The organism is Phenylobacterium sp. VNQ135, from assembly GCF_049445735.1.
In the GTDB taxonomy this organism is placed as follows: domain Bacteria; phylum Pseudomonadota; class Alphaproteobacteria; order Caulobacterales; family Caulobacteraceae; genus Phenylobacterium.
Genome location: NZ_JBMSDS010000003.1, coordinates 341,175 through 355,507 on the forward strand (window position 1 = coordinate 341,175; position 14,333 = coordinate 355,507).

10 protein-coding genes are annotated in these 14,333 nt (G+C 70.0%); 5 read left to right on the top strand and 5 right to left on the bottom strand.

Annotation, left to right across the window (positions count from 1 at the left end):
* Nucleotides 1-2: 2 nt before the first annotated feature.
* Complete coding sequence (locus tag ACO2Q0_RS12865; RefSeq protein WP_423351907.1) at nucleotides 3-674, top strand: acyl-CoA dehydrogenase family protein; 672 nt, start codon at nucleotides 3-5, stop codon at nucleotides 672-674.
* A gap of 28 nt (nucleotides 675-702) precedes the next feature.
* On the opposite strand, the gene ACO2Q0_RS12870 is transcribed toward ACO2Q0_RS12865, so the two are convergent.
* Nucleotides 703-4,038, bottom strand: coding sequence for a DEAD/DEAH box helicase (locus ACO2Q0_RS12870; protein ID WP_423351908.1), 3,336 nt, complete (start codon nucleotides 4,036-4,038; stop codon nucleotides 703-705).
* Between the two features lie 288 nt (nucleotides 4,039-4,326).
* Nucleotides 4,327-6,126, bottom strand: coding sequence for a patatin-like phospholipase family protein (locus ACO2Q0_RS12875; RefSeq protein WP_423352268.1), 1,800 nt, complete (start codon nucleotides 6,124-6,126; stop codon nucleotides 4,327-4,329).
* A 102-nt stretch (nucleotides 6,127-6,228) separates the two neighbouring features.
* Here ACO2Q0_RS12875 and ACO2Q0_RS12880 point away from each other — a divergent pair, with 102 nt between their 5' ends.
* A complete protein-coding gene (locus ACO2Q0_RS12880) occupies nucleotides 6,229-6,639 on the top strand; it encodes a DUF1489 family protein (protein ID WP_423351909.1) in 411 nt (136 codons plus the stop codon).
* A 121-nt stretch (nucleotides 6,640-6,760) separates the two neighbouring features.
* On the opposite strand, the gene ACO2Q0_RS12885 is transcribed toward ACO2Q0_RS12880, so the two are convergent.
* Complete coding sequence (locus tag ACO2Q0_RS12885) at nucleotides 6,761-9,472, bottom strand: family 16 glycosylhydrolase (RefSeq protein ID WP_423351910.1); 2,712 nt, start codon at nucleotides 9,470-9,472, stop codon at nucleotides 6,761-6,763.
* A gap of 437 nt (nucleotides 9,473-9,909) precedes the next feature.
* Nucleotides 9,910-10,758: a pantoate--beta-alanine ligase gene (gene panC, locus ACO2Q0_RS12890; protein WP_423351911.1), complete on the bottom strand. Its 849-nt coding sequence runs from the start codon at nucleotides 10,756-10,758 to the stop codon at nucleotides 9,910-9,912.
* A 146-nt stretch (nucleotides 10,759-10,904) separates the two neighbouring features.
* Between panC and ACO2Q0_RS12895 the strand changes: the two genes are divergently transcribed.
* Both ACO2Q0_RS12895 and ACO2Q0_RS12900 read left to right on the top strand, forming a co-directional pair.
* Nucleotides 10,905-11,738: a division plane positioning ATPase MipZ gene (locus tag ACO2Q0_RS12895; RefSeq protein WP_423351912.1), complete on the top strand. Its 834-nt coding sequence runs from the start codon at nucleotides 10,905-10,907 to the stop codon at nucleotides 11,736-11,738.
* A 4-nt stretch (nucleotides 11,739-11,742) separates the two neighbouring features.
* A complete protein-coding gene (locus ACO2Q0_RS12900; RefSeq protein WP_423351913.1) occupies nucleotides 11,743-12,162 on the top strand; it encodes a J domain-containing protein in 420 nt (139 codons plus the stop codon).
* 62 nt (nucleotides 12,163-12,224) lie between these two features.
* On the opposite strand, the gene ACO2Q0_RS12905 is transcribed toward ACO2Q0_RS12900, so the two are convergent.
* Nucleotides 12,225-13,514 (bottom strand): D-alanyl-D-alanine carboxypeptidase, encoded by a 1,290-nt coding sequence (locus tag ACO2Q0_RS12905; protein ID WP_423351914.1) that lies wholly within the window; start codon nucleotides 13,512-13,514, stop codon nucleotides 12,225-12,227.
* Between the two features lie 283 nt (nucleotides 13,515-13,797).
* Here ACO2Q0_RS12905 and ACO2Q0_RS12910 point away from each other — a divergent pair, with 283 nt between their 5' ends.
* Nucleotides 13,798-14,232, top strand: coding sequence for a phasin family protein (locus tag ACO2Q0_RS12910; protein WP_423351915.1), 435 nt, complete (start codon nucleotides 13,798-13,800; stop codon nucleotides 14,230-14,232).
* The last annotated feature ends 101 nt before the right edge of the window (nucleotides 14,233-14,333 follow it).

Below are 14,333 nucleotides of genomic sequence, written 5' to 3' on the forward strand. Positions count from 1 at the left end.
CGATGAGCGACCTGATTTCCGAACAGTACGCGCGCCTGCTGGAGAGCCTTCCGCCCGAGGATCCCTGGCCGCCGCTCGAACAGTCCGGCTTCCTCGACCTGCTGGCCGAGGTCTCGCTTGAGGAGGTCTTCCCGCTCGCGCTGGCGACGGGCGCCAGGGCCGGCGCGCCCGACGTGCTGCAAGCGATGGCCAGGCGCTTCGCCGATCCTGTACCGGCGGCGCTGGCGGCGACCCTGGCGGCCGGGGAGATGGCGGGGTCCATGCTGGCCATCCAGGCCCTGACGGCGGACTACGCCGTCACGCGGAAGCAGTTCGGACGCGAGATCGGCAAGTTCCAGGCGATCCAGCACCAGATCGCCGTGATGGCCGAAGAGGTCGTGGCGGCGCGGATGGCGGCGCAGGCGGCCTTCGTGGGCGCGCCCGCCGACCTTTCGGAGCGCCGCGCCGCGGCGGCCAAGATCCGCTGCAACCAGGCCGCGGCCCGGGTCGCGGCCATCGCCCATGCCGTGCACGGCGCGATCGGCGTCAGCGAGGAATTCGTGCTGCATCATCACACTCGACGGCTTCGGGCCCTCAGCCTGGCGCACGGCGGCGAGAGCGTCTGGGCCGTGCGTCTGGGGGACTGGGCGCTTTCGCAAGCGCAGGATTTCACCTCCCTGGCGCGCGCGCTGTAGGAGAAGACGGCCGTCGAGGGCCTGATCCTCAGGCCAGCGCCTCGAGGAGCGAGATGATCCTGCCCAGGCGAGCCCGGGCCTCCGGAACCTCGCCCCGCCACAGCACGCGGTCGCCCGACGCCTCTAGCCCCGCCTTCGCGAGCGCCTTCCGCGGCGCGCCGGGCGCAGGGGTGAACGCGATGGCCTTGGGTCCGGCATCGATCTTACCGATGCCTGCAGCCAGGGCCAGGGCATGGATGCGCGCGAGGTCGAGCAGGATCTGGGTCTCCTCGGGCACGGCGCCGAACCGGTCTTCCAGCTCTTCGGCAAAGGCGTCGACGTCGTCGCCCGAGGCCAGCCGGGCCAGGCGGGCGTAAAGGTTGATCCGGACGGTCGGATCGGGGACGTAGCTCTCGGAGATGGCCCCTGTGACGCCCACGTTGAGCTGGGGCGTCCACTCCGGTCCTGCGATCTCGCCCTTGGCCACCCGGACGGCGCGGGACAGCAGACGCTGGTAGAGCGCGGTCCCGATCAGCTTCACATGCCCGGCCTGCTCGTCGCCCAGGAGGTCGCCGGCGCCGCGCAGCTCGAGATCGCGGGCGCTGATCGCCAGGCCCGAGCCCAGGCGGTCGAAGGCCTCCAGGGTCGAGAGCCTCGCGCGGGTGACCTCCGGCAATTCCGTCTCGGGGGCGTGGAACAGATAGGCGATGCCCTGGGCCCGTCCACGTCCCACCCGGCCGCGCAACTGATGCAGCTGGGCGAGGCCGAAGAGGTCGGCCCGGACCACGAGCATGGTGTTGGCGCGCGGCACGTCCAGGCCGCTCTCGATGATGTTCGTGGCCAGCAGCACGTCCCCGTGCCCGGCGGCGAACCGCACCATCACCTCGTCCGCCTCCTCGGGCGGCAGTTCGCCGTGGACGATCTGGACGGACAGCTCGGGAACCAGGCGCTGGAGTTCCTCGGCGAGCGGCCCGAGGTCTTCGATCCGCGGCGCGACGACGAAGCTCTGCCCCGCCCGCCGGCGTTCCCGCAACAGGGCCGTGCGCACGGTGGCGGCGTCGTAGGCGGCCAGGAAGGTGCGGATGGGGCGTCGTCGGGCCGGAGGCGTGGCGATGACGCTCACGTCCTCGATGCCGACCATCGCGAGCTGCAGCGTGCGCGGAATGGGCGTGGCCGTCATGGTGAGGAGGTGGGCCTCGGGCGCGAGGTCGCGCAGCCGTTGCTTCAGGGCCGCGCCGAAGCGCTGCTCCTCGTCGATGATCAGGAGCCCCAGGTTCTTGAAGGCGACGTCCTTGCCGGCCAAAGCGTGGGTGCCGACCACGACCTGGATGGATCCGTCCGCCAGGCCGACCTTCACCTCGGCCGCCTCCTTGGGGGAGGCGAGCCGGGAGAGCCGGGCCACCTTGATGTCGGTTCCCGCGAAGCGCCGGCGAACGCTGTCGTAATGCTGGCGGGCCAGTACGGTGGTGGGAGCGACGAGCGCCACCTGTACGCCGCTGAGCGCCGCGGCCGAGGCGGCCCGCAGCGCGACCTCGGTCTTGCCGAACCCGACGTCGCCGCACACCAGTCGGTTCATCATGCGTCCCGACGCGAGATCCTCGAGGACGGCTTCGATGGCGCCCGCCTGGTCAGGCGTCTCGGGATAGGGGAAGCGGGCGGCGAGCCGCGCGTACGCCGGCTTCGGCGGACGCACCACCAGGCCGGGCGTCTCCCGTCGACGCCGGGCGAGCTCGACGAGGTGCTCCGCCGTGCGATCGATGTCGGCGCTGAGCTCCGCCCGCCGCTTCGTCCAGGCGTCGGTGTGCAGCCGATCCAGGGCTACCGCTTCGCGTTCCGCGCCGTAGCGCCAGATGCGTCCGAACTCCTCCACCGGTGCAAGGAGGCTTGCCCCGCCGTGGTATTCGAGGCGCAGGGCGTCGCGCTCCGCCCCGTCGACTTCCACGCGTTCGAGTGCGCTCAGCACCCCGACGCCGTGATCCTCGTGGATGACGACGTCCCCGACGCGGAGATCCGGGTCGTTGAAGGGATCGGCCGCCGCCGCCGCGTCGCTGCGGACCGCCACCCGCCCGCCGAGCACGTCGGGCGCGGCGACCACCACGACACCCAGTGCGGCGTCGCGGAAGCCTGCATCGATGTCCGCCGGCATCGAGAGCAGAGCGCCCGGGGGCGCCGCCATCAGAGCCGCCCAGTCGGCCGCAGGGGCGGGGACCTGATCGAGACCGCGCTTCATCGCCCGGGAAAGCGGCCGCAACTCGTGCGGCAACCCCGTGAGCGCCACGCGGAAGCCCTCGGCGAGGGCGCGGCCCACATAGTCGGAGAACGCTCGGCCCGGACTACGCTCGACGGCGAACCGCGGCGTGGCTTCGACGGCGACGGTCTCGATCTCCAGGACCGCACGCCGCGCGATGGCGGCGCGGTAGGCCTTGCGGGTGAGATACAGGCTGTCGGGCGGAAGGATCTCGCCGGCCTCGTCCTGGGCGAGCTGTCGACGCGCGTCATAGGCTTCGCCGACCTGGTCCAGGAAGTCCAACGCGCGCTGGTCGGCCTTGGCATCGAAGACGAGGCGGGCCCTCGGCGCAGCGTCCAGAAGGTCGGCCATCCTGCCGTAGGTGAGCGGAGCCCGGTGCTCGGCGCCGGGCTGGCGCTCTTGCCCGGGCTCGTCGAGGATCAGCTCCGATGCGGGGCCGAGCAGCGCGCAGTCGACCGAGGCTTCGGTGCGCTGGGTGAGCGGGTCGTACCGTTTGATCTCGACGATGCGGTCGTCCTCGTCGAGCGTCAGGCGGATCGGCGCGTCGGCGGCGGCTGGATAGACGTCAGCCACCAAGCCCAGCAGGGCGATCTCGCCGGGCTCGTCGATGCGGTCGTCGACGACATAGCCGGTGCGCGCCGCAAAGGCCTGAAGCGTGTCGCGGTCGAGGCGTTCGCCCTGCCGAACCTGGAAGAACGCGGATCGCAGGGGCCCCTCGGGCGGCGCCCGCTGCAGGAGCGCTTCGGCGGGCGTGACGAGCACCCGCGGCCCATCCGGCTCATCCCGCAAGCGGGCCAGGACAGCCATGCGGCGTCCCATCACGTCACGCGACGGCGAGGCGCGGTCGTAGGGGAGACAGTCCCAGGCCGGCAGGACGAGGACCTCGATGTCGGGCGCGAAATGGCGAAGCGCGCGGCCGATCTCTTCGGCGCGACGATCGCTGGACGCGACGTAGATCAGCCCGTCGGCGCCCGCCTCCCGCGCTGGGGCGATAACCGCCTGCGCGCACCAGGCCGCCGGCGCCTGCCGCGCTTCGCGTGGGGGTTCGGCCTCCGGGGCCGCCGCGGGCGAGGGAGCCAGCGCCGCGTCGACATGCGCCGCCTCGGCGCGTTCGTCTGTGCCCGGATCCCTGTCCATCGCCCGCCTCCGTCGGGCCATGAACCCGCGGGCAAGGCGCCTGTTCCGCAAGCCCTAAGCCGGAATCGAAAGGGCGGGCCGTTTCCAGCCCGCCCCCACCGATCTCGGAAATCACTGTCCGTGAAACGGCGTAGACTCGAATGCTACCGCGCGGAGGCGGAGGTCATCGATCCAGCAGTGGTTTCCGGTTGATAGCGGTGAGACACTGGATCACCTCCTTTCAGCTGTTGAACAGGACCCTCCGAATATGGGTCGCGCGAGGCCGGTGCGCAAACGGCGCCTTGGGGATTATTCGGCTGCGGTCGAAGGCGCCCGCGCGAAGGGCGCCCTGCCCACTGCGGAGGCCGCTTCCTCGGCCAGGCTGAGGCGGCGACGCAGCTCCGTCACCGGCCGAGTCAGCTTGTCGAGAGCCTCGAGCGTGGCGCGGTAGCCCGCCTCCACCGCGACGTCGTAGGCGCCCCAATCGCGGATTTCGATGCGGCTCACGTCGGGCAGGACGAGGACGTCGGTGGCCTCCCGCGCCGCGGCGAGGTCGCGGCCGGTGGAGACGGTGGCCGCGCGCATCAGCAGCGACACGATCGGCGGACCGTTGCGCCACTGACCCGAACGTAACCAGCGCCAGACGGAGGAGGGGCGGGCGACATCCTCGGCGGTGATGCTGCGCGAGGCGGTCACGTCCACCCCCACGATGGGCCCGAGCTGGTTGGCCCGCATGATGTCGGCCGGGTAGTTCTTCATCACCGCGCCGTCGACCAGGACGTTGGTCCCGTCCGTCGCCGGCGGCAGCACGCCCGGCAGGGAAATCGAGGCGCGCAGCGCCTGGCGCAGAAGGCCGCGCCGGTGCAGCTGGTAGGCGCCGGTCGTCAGGTTGGACGAGAGGCAGAAGAACGGCAGCCGCAGGTCGGCGATCTGCGTGTCTCCGAAATGCTGGGCCAGCCGTTCGCTGACCTTCACCCCCTGGGTCATGGCCAGCAGGGGCAGGGCGATGTCGTCCAGCGGGCTGTTGTCGACGAAGGCCTCGCGGATGCGGCGGTCCATCTCGTCGTCGTCCCAGCCCATGGCGCAGCCGGCCGCCACGATCGCGCCCATGGAGACGCCGCCGACGAAGTCGATCGGCACGCCGCGCTCGCGCAACGCCTTGATCGCGCCGACGTGGGCGTAGGCCCGGGCGCCGCCGCCGGACAGCACCAGGCCCACCGACTGCCCGGTGAGGACCCGGGCCAGGCGCTTGATGTCCTCGTCGCCCGAGCGGCGCACGTGGAACAGCCGCGCCGCGCCGGTGGCGTCCAGCCAGGCCCCTGAGCCGGACGGCCGCTCCTGTCCCGCGGGCTGGAGGAGGATGATGTCGACGAGCTGCTGCGCCTGAAGGGGCGACGCCGTCCGCAGCGGCTCCCGCGGCGGCCCACGGTCGCCGCGGCCGACGCGGAACAGCCGGTCGACCTGCCGGGCGACGACCTGGCGCCAGCCGCCGTCGTCGGCCTCGGCGACATAGAGGACGAAGTCGTGGGTGCGTTCGACGTCCGAGAACCACTCGGTGGGGGCGCTGGCGGCCTCGACGCCGACCGTCGTCACGGAATAGCCCAGCGCTGCGATCTGGCGTTCCAGCCGCTCGACCGTGGGCCGCACCGCGCCGGGCTGGCCCAGGCTCATGAAGCCGAACACCGACGGTTCGCCCATGGGACCGCGCGTGGCCGCCTGACGGGTCCGCAAGATCATCAGTCGGGCGAGTTCGGTCATCACCGAAGCGTCGGCCTGGCAGGCCTCCAGGAACACGTCTCGCGGCAGGGCGATGACCTCGGAGTCGCGCAGGGCGACGACGTCGGCCGAGTGCGGGATGCCCGCCACCAGCGCCATTTCGCCGGCCGGTTCGCCCGGGCGGATCACGCCGAGAAAGAGCGGCTCCTGGCCGGCTTCGCGGCGGAAGGCGCCGAGCCGTCCGGTCCTTAGGATGTAAAGGTGATCGGCGGGCCCGCCCGCGGTGTAGAGCGTCTGCCCGCCCGGCAGCGAGAACCAATGAGCCGCCTCGCGCGCCTTGGCCTGGCGGAACAGGCGCGCCAGCGTCGAATCGGCCGGAAGCTCAGGCAGCATGGGCAAGCGTAGCGCCGTCGGGTCGCGCGAGCTACGCCTTGGCTAGGGCTGAGGCCGCCCGCCGCACTTCTCATCGTTCGCCCACGGCACTATCCGAAGGTCATGGCGCTCCACATGATCAAGCTGGTGGTCGGCTGCGACACCATCGAGGACCTGCTCGACTGGCGGAAGGCGCATGCGGCGCCCGGCGAGCCTTGGCTCCTACGGACCCGCCAGACGCCCAAGCGGGCGGCCGAGATGCTGGACGGGGGCTCGGTGTATCGGGTGTTCCGCGGCAATATCCTCTGCCGCCAGCGGATCCTGGACGTCGAGACGGTGGGGGAGGGCGTGACGGCGAGATGCCAGGTGACCCTGGACGAGGCCATCGTCCGCGTCGCGCCGACGCCGCGGCGCGCCTTCCAGGGCTGGCGCTACCTCGAGCACAAGGACGCGCCGCCCGATCTGGACGAGGCCGCCTTCGGCGAGATCCCGCCCGAACTGGCCCGGCAACTCCGCGAAGTCGGCGCCTGGTGACGAAAAAGGGCTCCCTCTGGCCGGAGGGAGCCCTTCGCGTCTGCACCAGCTAGCATCGGCGCCGACGCCTGCGAGCGGCTGGCCCGCGGACGGGCGCGCCAGCCTTTCGCATTTTCGTGGACTAGAAGATCCAGTCGCTGGTCTTCACTTGGTCGGGCGTCACGTGCTCGAGGGTGGTGACGAACGTCCCCCACTGGTCGCTGGAGCCGGCGCCGTCGCGGTCGAAGTACATCCAGGTGTCGCCGTGACCGCTGTCGATCAGCTTTACATAGCCGTCCGACAGCGCGTTCGAGCCCGCGTAGCCCGCCTGGTCCAGCAGGCCCGACACATCCAGCTTGTCTTCGCCGGAGTGGAAGTCGCTCACCTTGGAGGCCTGCCACGGGAGGTTGTCAAAAACGAAGTGGTCCGCGCCCACGCCGCCCGTCAGGGTCTCGGCGCCGTTGCCGGCGTTCAGCGTGTCGGCGCCCGCGCCGCCCTGGAGCGTGGCGCCCCAGGTGTCGGCCACTAGGTTCGCGCCGGCCCAGACGGGAGCCGGAGCCGGCGTGGCGGCCGTGCCCGCGCCCAGCAGTGTCGCGGCCGTGAGGCCGGCCGCTGGAACGCCCTGCAGGTGCGCGACGTACTGCGGCCACTCGCCGCCCGAGCCGTCGGCGTCGACGCAGACCTTCGTCCCGCCGGCGCCGTCGTCGAACAGATAGAGGCGACCGTCCGCGACCGGATCCGAACCCGCGTAGCCGCTCATCAGGGCCTTCAGGTCCAGCTTGTCGACGCCGACCTGGAAGTCCTTGATCTCGGTGGGCGACCACGGGAAGCGGGTGAACACGAACACGTCGCCGCCGCCCGCGCCGGTCATCTGCTCGCCGCCGTTGCCGGCGGTCAGGGTGTCGGCGCCCGCGCCGCCCGTCATGACAGCGCCGAAAGCGGTCGAGGTGAGGGAGACGCCGGCAGGCGCGGTCGGCGGGGGCTCCACCACCGGCGGCGGCGTGACGACGGTCGGGTTCAGCAGCGCGGCCACCGTGAGGCCGGCGACGGGCACGCCCTGCAGGTGGGCCACGTAGTCCGGCCACGCTCCGCCGGCGCCGTCGGGATCGACGCACACCTTCGTGCCGCCCGCGCCGTCATCCAGAAGCATCACGCGTTCGGCGGCCGGAGCGCCCTTCAGCAGAGCGGTAAGGTCCAGCTTGTCGACGCCGACCTGGAAGTCCTTGATTGCGGTGGGCGACCAGGGAACGGTCTTGAAGGTGAAGACGTCGCCGCCGGCCCCGCCGGTCATCTGCTCGCCGCCGTTGCCGGCGGTCAGGGTGTCAGCGCCCGCGCCGCCCGTCATGATGTCGCCGAAAGCCTTGGAGGTCAGGTTCACGCCCGCGCCGGCGGCTGGGGGCGGCTCCTGCGCCGGAGGCGGGTTGCCGGTGGACGGCTGACCCGTCCCACCGCCGAGGGAGTAGGCGCGGATGTAGTCGATCTTGAATTCGGCGGGGAGGTGGCTGTTGTCGATGGCGCCGCCCCAGCCGCCGAGGGCGAGGTTGGCGATCATGAACATGGGCTTGTTCATGTCGGCGGGGGTGGCGGTGCGGAAGACCTCGACGTTGTCGACGTACCAGACGATCTCGGTGGGCGACCACAGGGCGCCGTAGGTGTGCATGCCGTCGGCGGTGTCGGGGACGTAGGAGAGCTGGCCGTTGGAGGAGTGGCCGCCTTCGCCCAGGCCCGAGTGCTCGGTGGTCCAGAGCGCGTTGGGGTCGTAGGTGAGGGTCTCCATGATGTCGAGTTCCGGCGGCCAGGAGCCGTCGGCGGGGATCAGCCAGAAGGCGGGCCAGGCGCCGATCGCATCGGGGATGTCGGCGCGCATCTCGAAGTAGCCGTAGGTCTGGCTGAAGCTCTCCTTGGTGGTGATCATCCCCGAGGTGTAGCCGTAGCCGAAGATCTCGCCGTTGGCGCTGGGCCTGGCGACGATGGACAGCGTGCCGTCGGGGTTGGTGACGAAGGGGCTCTCCGAGAAGTCGCCGTTGTGCCCGCGGAAGTAGGGCGAGGTGTAGATCTGCTTCTCGTTGTTGCTCATCAGGGTGTAGGAGCCCGTGCCCTGCTCGCCCTGGTAGCCGAAGTCCGGCCGCCACGTGCCGGTGGGGTTGGACTGGGCGTCCCACAGCGACAGCGGGCCTGAGAAGTCGTCGCCGAAGGTCTGGGCGCCGAGGGTGGCGTGGTTGAGCTCGAGCTGGAAGTTCGAGGCCTGGAACTGGTCGATGGTGATGTTGCGGAAGATCAGGCCGTCGCCGTCGCCGAGGTCGAGCTTCACGTCGGCGCCGTCCTGGGTCATGCGCGCCTTGACCTGGTCGAAGGAGGTGAGGCCGGCCTTCAGGCGCAGCTTGTCGTCGGCGACGCTGAAGTCCTGGATGACGTCGTTGTCTTCGCCCTTCACCACGACGAACACGTCGCGGCCGGCGCCGCCGACCAGCACGTCCTGGCCCTTGCCGCCGTACAGCTGCTGGGCGCCGGCCTGGCCTTCCACGACGTTGTCGAAGGCGTTGCCCGCCGCATAGGTCCCGTCGTTGCCGACCGAGACGTTCTCGATGTTCGAATACTTCGACAGGTCGACGTTCGACCAGGCGACGATCTTGTCGACGCCCGCGCCCGCGGCTTCCACGATCGTCGTGTTGTGGCCCTGCAGGTAATAGGTGTCGTCGCCCGCGCCGCCGACGCCGGTGTCGCGCTCGCCCAGCCACAGCGATTCATGCGCGCTCGTGCCCGTCAGGGTCTCGACAAGGTCCGTGCCGAACTTGTCCGAAGCAGGCGCAGTGGTCTGAACGGCGGCCGAGCCGTCGTACTTCCGATAAGACATCAGTTCTTCCCGTCCGAAGATGCAGGCGGCCCCCAAGCCGCCGTGTTGTTGTCTGCGACGCCGTCCGCATCGCAGTGACGGGAAGGTAGACTCGGACTTTCTTTCTGGCGTCTTACGAGATGTCGCAGTTCTACCTGCTTGAACGGTCAGTTTCGCCGCACCTGTCGCAGTCTATCCTCTGCGTCCGAACAGTGGCGTACGGTCAAGCTTGTTGGAAATTCGCCGGAATTTACAGGGTGGTAGGTAGCGCTAAGCTTAGCCGTAGTGTGGCAAAATTTGGCCGATGGCGTTCTAGTCGATGCGGTCGAAGTCTAGTGCGCGCGCAGCTTCGCTGTGGCGCCTTGCCGCAGTTAAGCTGTGGCGGCCTGTCGCAACCGGAGGCTGCGACTCCTGCGACAGTTCGTCTCTGAAATGCAACCAACCCGCGAGATCGAGGATCAGACGGCCATGTTGTCGATGAGGCGGGTCTTCCCGAGGACCGCGGCGGCAAGGATTCGGGCCGGCCGGTCGACAGGCCCAGGCCCCAGGCGGGAGAGATCGCCGGCGTCGCGCACCTCCACGTAGTCGATACGTGCGAAGCCCGCGCCCTCCAGCGCCGCTACGGCCTTGGCTTCGACGGCGTCCACCCGCGCGCCCGCGTTCAGCTCGGCGATGGCGTGGCGCATCACCTGGTTCAGTTGGCCCGCGATCGGCCGTTCGGCGTCGGTGAGGTAGGCGTTGCGCGAGGAGAGGGCGAGGCCGTCTTCCGCACGCGCCGTCGGGCCGCCTACGATCTCGACCGGCAGGTCCAGGTCGCGGACCACGCGGCGGATCACCTGGAGCTGCTGGTAGTCCTTCTCACCGAAGACCGCGACGTGGGCCTGACTCTGGTTGAGCAGCTTGGAGACCACGGTGGCGACGCCGGCGAAGTGCCCCGGCCGCGCCTGGCCGTCCAAAGGTTCGGACACCCCCGTGACGGTCACGGTCGTTGCGAAGCCGTCGGGGTACATCTCGGCCACCGTCGGCGCGAAGAGCAGGTCGCAACCGGCGCCGGCCAGCAGCTCCGCGTCGCGGGCCTCGTCCCGCGGGTAGGCGTCGAAGTCCTCGTTCGGGCCGAACTGCGTCGGGTTGACGAAGACGCTGGCGACGACGCGCTGGGCCCGCGTCCGCGCCAGCCGGACCAGCGAAAGGTGGCCCTCGTGCAGCGCCCCCATCGTCGGCACGAAGCCCACGCGCTCGCCCGCGGCTTTCCAGGCGGCCACCTGGGCGCGGAGGTCGGCGACGGTGCGAACGATCTGCAGGCTCATGCGGCACCGCTTACGCCAGCGCGGGTCCTCGCGTCCATCCACAGCCCGTGGCGATCGGCGCGTTGACGGGACTTCGCCCGGCGGGCTCACGTAGGAGAGGTGAGTCGGTTCACGCCGGTTCGAGGGCTGTTGGGAGTTGAGCGACGATGGGCCAAGCCAGCGTCATTGTTGTGGGCAACGAGAAGGGCGGGGCGGGCAAGTCCACGATCGCCATCCACATCACCACGGCCCTGCTGCACGGGGGCGCGAATGTCGCCGTGCTAGACCTCGACCTGCGTCAGCAGACGCTGGGCCGCTTCTTCGCCAATCGTAAGGCCTGGTTGGCCGCCAACGGCGCCGAGGCGCCGATGCCGCTCGAGCACGCCATCAGCTCGGCCGGCGACGCGCTGGCCAAGGCGCCTGACGCGGAGCAACTCGCCCGGTTCGAGGAAGCCTTCGCCGAGATGAGCGCAGCGGCCGATTTCGTGCTGATCGACACGCCCGGCAGCGACACGGCGATCAGCCGGGCCGCCCACGGCAAGGCCGACCTGATCGTCACGCCGATGAACGACAGCTTCGTCGACTTCGACATGCTCGGGCAGGTGGATCCGGTGACGCTCGAACTGAAGCGCCACAGCCTCTATTCCGAGACGGTCTGGGGCTGCCGCAAGTCCCGGGCGCTGGCGACAGGCCGGCAGACCGACTGGGTGGTGCTGCGCAACCGCCTGGCCCCGACCGAGGCACGAAACCGCAAGCGCCTGGACGAGCGGGTCGAGGCCCTGTCGCGCAAGGTGGGGTTCCGTGTCGGCCCCGGCCTGCGTGACCGCGTGATCTATCGCGAGCTGTTCCCGTTCGGCCTGACCGTGGCCGACCTGTCGCCGAGCATCCGGCCGGTGGCCATGTCGCTGCAGCACGTGGCGGCGCGTCAGGAACTGCGGGCCCTGATGGGCGCCCTCGGCTTCACGGGTCTGGACGAGAGCGAGAAGATCGCGGCGGAATAGCCGCATGCTTCCGTACCTGGCGCTGGGCTGCGTCGTCCTGGCGCTCTACCTCTTCGCGACCGGCGGCAAGCCGGTGTTCAAACGCCGCGAGTGGCGCTTCCTGTCCGGCGCGGCGGCCATCGTCGCATTCACCGCTGCGGCCTGGGTCGGCGTCCGTGGCGGCTGGGGCGCCGCCATCGTGCTCGTCGTCGTCGGCTTGTGGTTCGCGGTCTCCACGCGCCGGACCGGCATGGCTGCGGCGTCGGGGCCGCGCATGAGCGTCGCCGAAGCCCGCCGCATCCTGGGCGTCGAAGAGGGCGCCAGCCGCGAGGAGATCCAGGCGGCTTATACCCGGCTCATGCGGCTGGCCCACCCAGACAAGGGCGGCACCGCCGGCCTGGCGGCCCAGCTCAACGCGGCGCGGGACCGGCTGCTGTCGGAATAGCACCCAACGAAAAAGCCCCGGGCGGGGCCCGGGGCTTTCCAACTCTCATCGATGCCCGGCCGCTAGGCGCTGGGCGAGATCACCATGCAGGGCTGCTTCTTGGCCTTCAGCGCCTGGCAGGCCGCCTTGGCGGACTTCTCGCTGAACCCGGAGAAGCGGCTGCGGTACTTGCCGCCGTCCTTCTCGGCCATGCCCTTGGCGTCGTCGAAGTGCTTGCCGAACTTCTTCTCGACGATCGAGAGCTGCTCGCGCGCGTCCGAGCGGCTGTTGAACGAGCCGACCTGGACGGTCCACTTGCCGGCGGCGACCTTCTTGCCGGCCTTCGGCTTCTCGACGATCTCGATCTTGGAGGCGCGCAGCGGCGGCGCCGTCGAGGCCAGCACGATCTTCATGCCTTCGTCGCGATCGCCTTGGGCCGTTTGCGGCGCCTGGCGGCCGGTGAACATCGGCGCCCCGGCCTCGAAGAAGCTCTGGGCCACCTGGATGTTCTCGCCCCGGGCGCGGCGGCCCATGACGTCGAAGCCGGTCAGCAGCAGTTGCTCGGCGGTGGCGTCGCGCGCCTTGGTGGTCGGTCCCCCCATCACCACCGCGATCAGGCGACGGTTGTCGCGCACGGCCGAAACCGCGAGGTTGAAACCCGAGGCGTTGGTGTAGCCGGTCTTCAGGCCATCCACGCCGTACATGCGATGCAGCAGGCCGTTGTGGTTGCGCAGCTGCTGGCCGCGGAAGTCGAAATAGGTGGTGCTGAACAGCTTGTAGTACTGCGGATAGTCCCGCATCACCGCCCGCGAAAGGACCGCGATGTCACGCGCCGTCGAGATCTGGCGGCTGTCCGGCAGGCCCGAAGCGTTCGCGAAGTGGGTGTTCTTCATGCCCAGCTCCTGGGCGCGAAGCGTCATCAGGGCGGCGAAACGCTGCTCGCTGCCGCCGAGCTTTTCGGCGAGGGCCACGGCGGCGTCGTTGGCCGACTTGGTGGCCAGCGCCTTCATCGCCTCGTCAACGCTGATCGAGTCGCCTGCGCGGACCCCAAGCTTCGTCGGCGCCTGGGCCGCGGCGCGGGGCGAGAACACGACCCGGTCGTCGAGGTCCAGCTTGCCGGAAGCCAGCGCCTCGAAGGTGAGGTACAGCGTCATCACCTTGGTGATCGAGGCGGGATAGCGCGGACTGTCGGCGCGGTTCTCGTACAGCACCTCGCCCGTCTTGGCGTCCACCACGATGGCCGCAGCCTTCGAGGATGTCTGAGAGAGCATGGCGTAGGGGACCTGCGCCTGAGCCTGAGGCGCGAGCGCCCCCAGGGCCGCGGTGGCCGCGATGCCGAAAGAGAGCATAAGGCGGCGGGCGTGCTGGAACATGCTTCGTCCGTCGAATCAAAGCGTTGGGGCGGCCACAGCGCCGCCGGAGACTGGCTATCATGACAGCCGCAGCCTTTCGGTAGAGTAAACAGCTGTTGAATGGACGAATTGCCGCGCCTGCGTAACGCTGCGGCAAAACGAGCTTTGCCGTAGGCGGCAGACCCATTGTGCGGTGCACAAAAAATGGTTGACTGCTGCACTGCAACATGAGACAAGGGGGTGCGTTTCCATAGGGACGCACGAGTCCCTCGTTCCCCGCCGCACCCATTCCGGAGTTCACGTCATGGCCGCCGCCGAAGCCGCGAAGACCACCGTCGAACAGATGACCGCCGCCACCAACGTCGCCTTCAAGGACGGCGTCGAAAAGGGCCTGGCCGCGCTCAACGAACTGAACAGCCATTCGAAGAAGAACCTGGAAGCCGTCGTCGCCTCGGTGACGGCCGCGACCAAGGGCGCCGAAGCCCTCAGCGCCCAGGCGATGGCGTTCTCGAAGAGCGCCTTCGAGACCCAGGTCAACGCCGCCCGCTCGTTCGCCGGCGCCAAGAGCGTCCAGGAAGTGATGGAGCTGCAGACCGCCTTCGCCAAGTCGTACCTCGAGACCTACATGGCCGAAGTCGGCAAGATGTCGGAGACCGTTTCGGCCTCGGTGAAGGACAGCGTGAAGCCGCTCAACGAGCGCGTCACCGCCGTCGTCGAGAAGCTGCAGGCCGTCCGCTAAGCCACAAGTTCAGTACCGCGTACCCAAGGGCCGGTCCGAAAGGGCCGGCCCTTTTCGCGTGGGCGCTCTTTCCTGCGCCGAAGCCCGGCGCTAGACGTGCG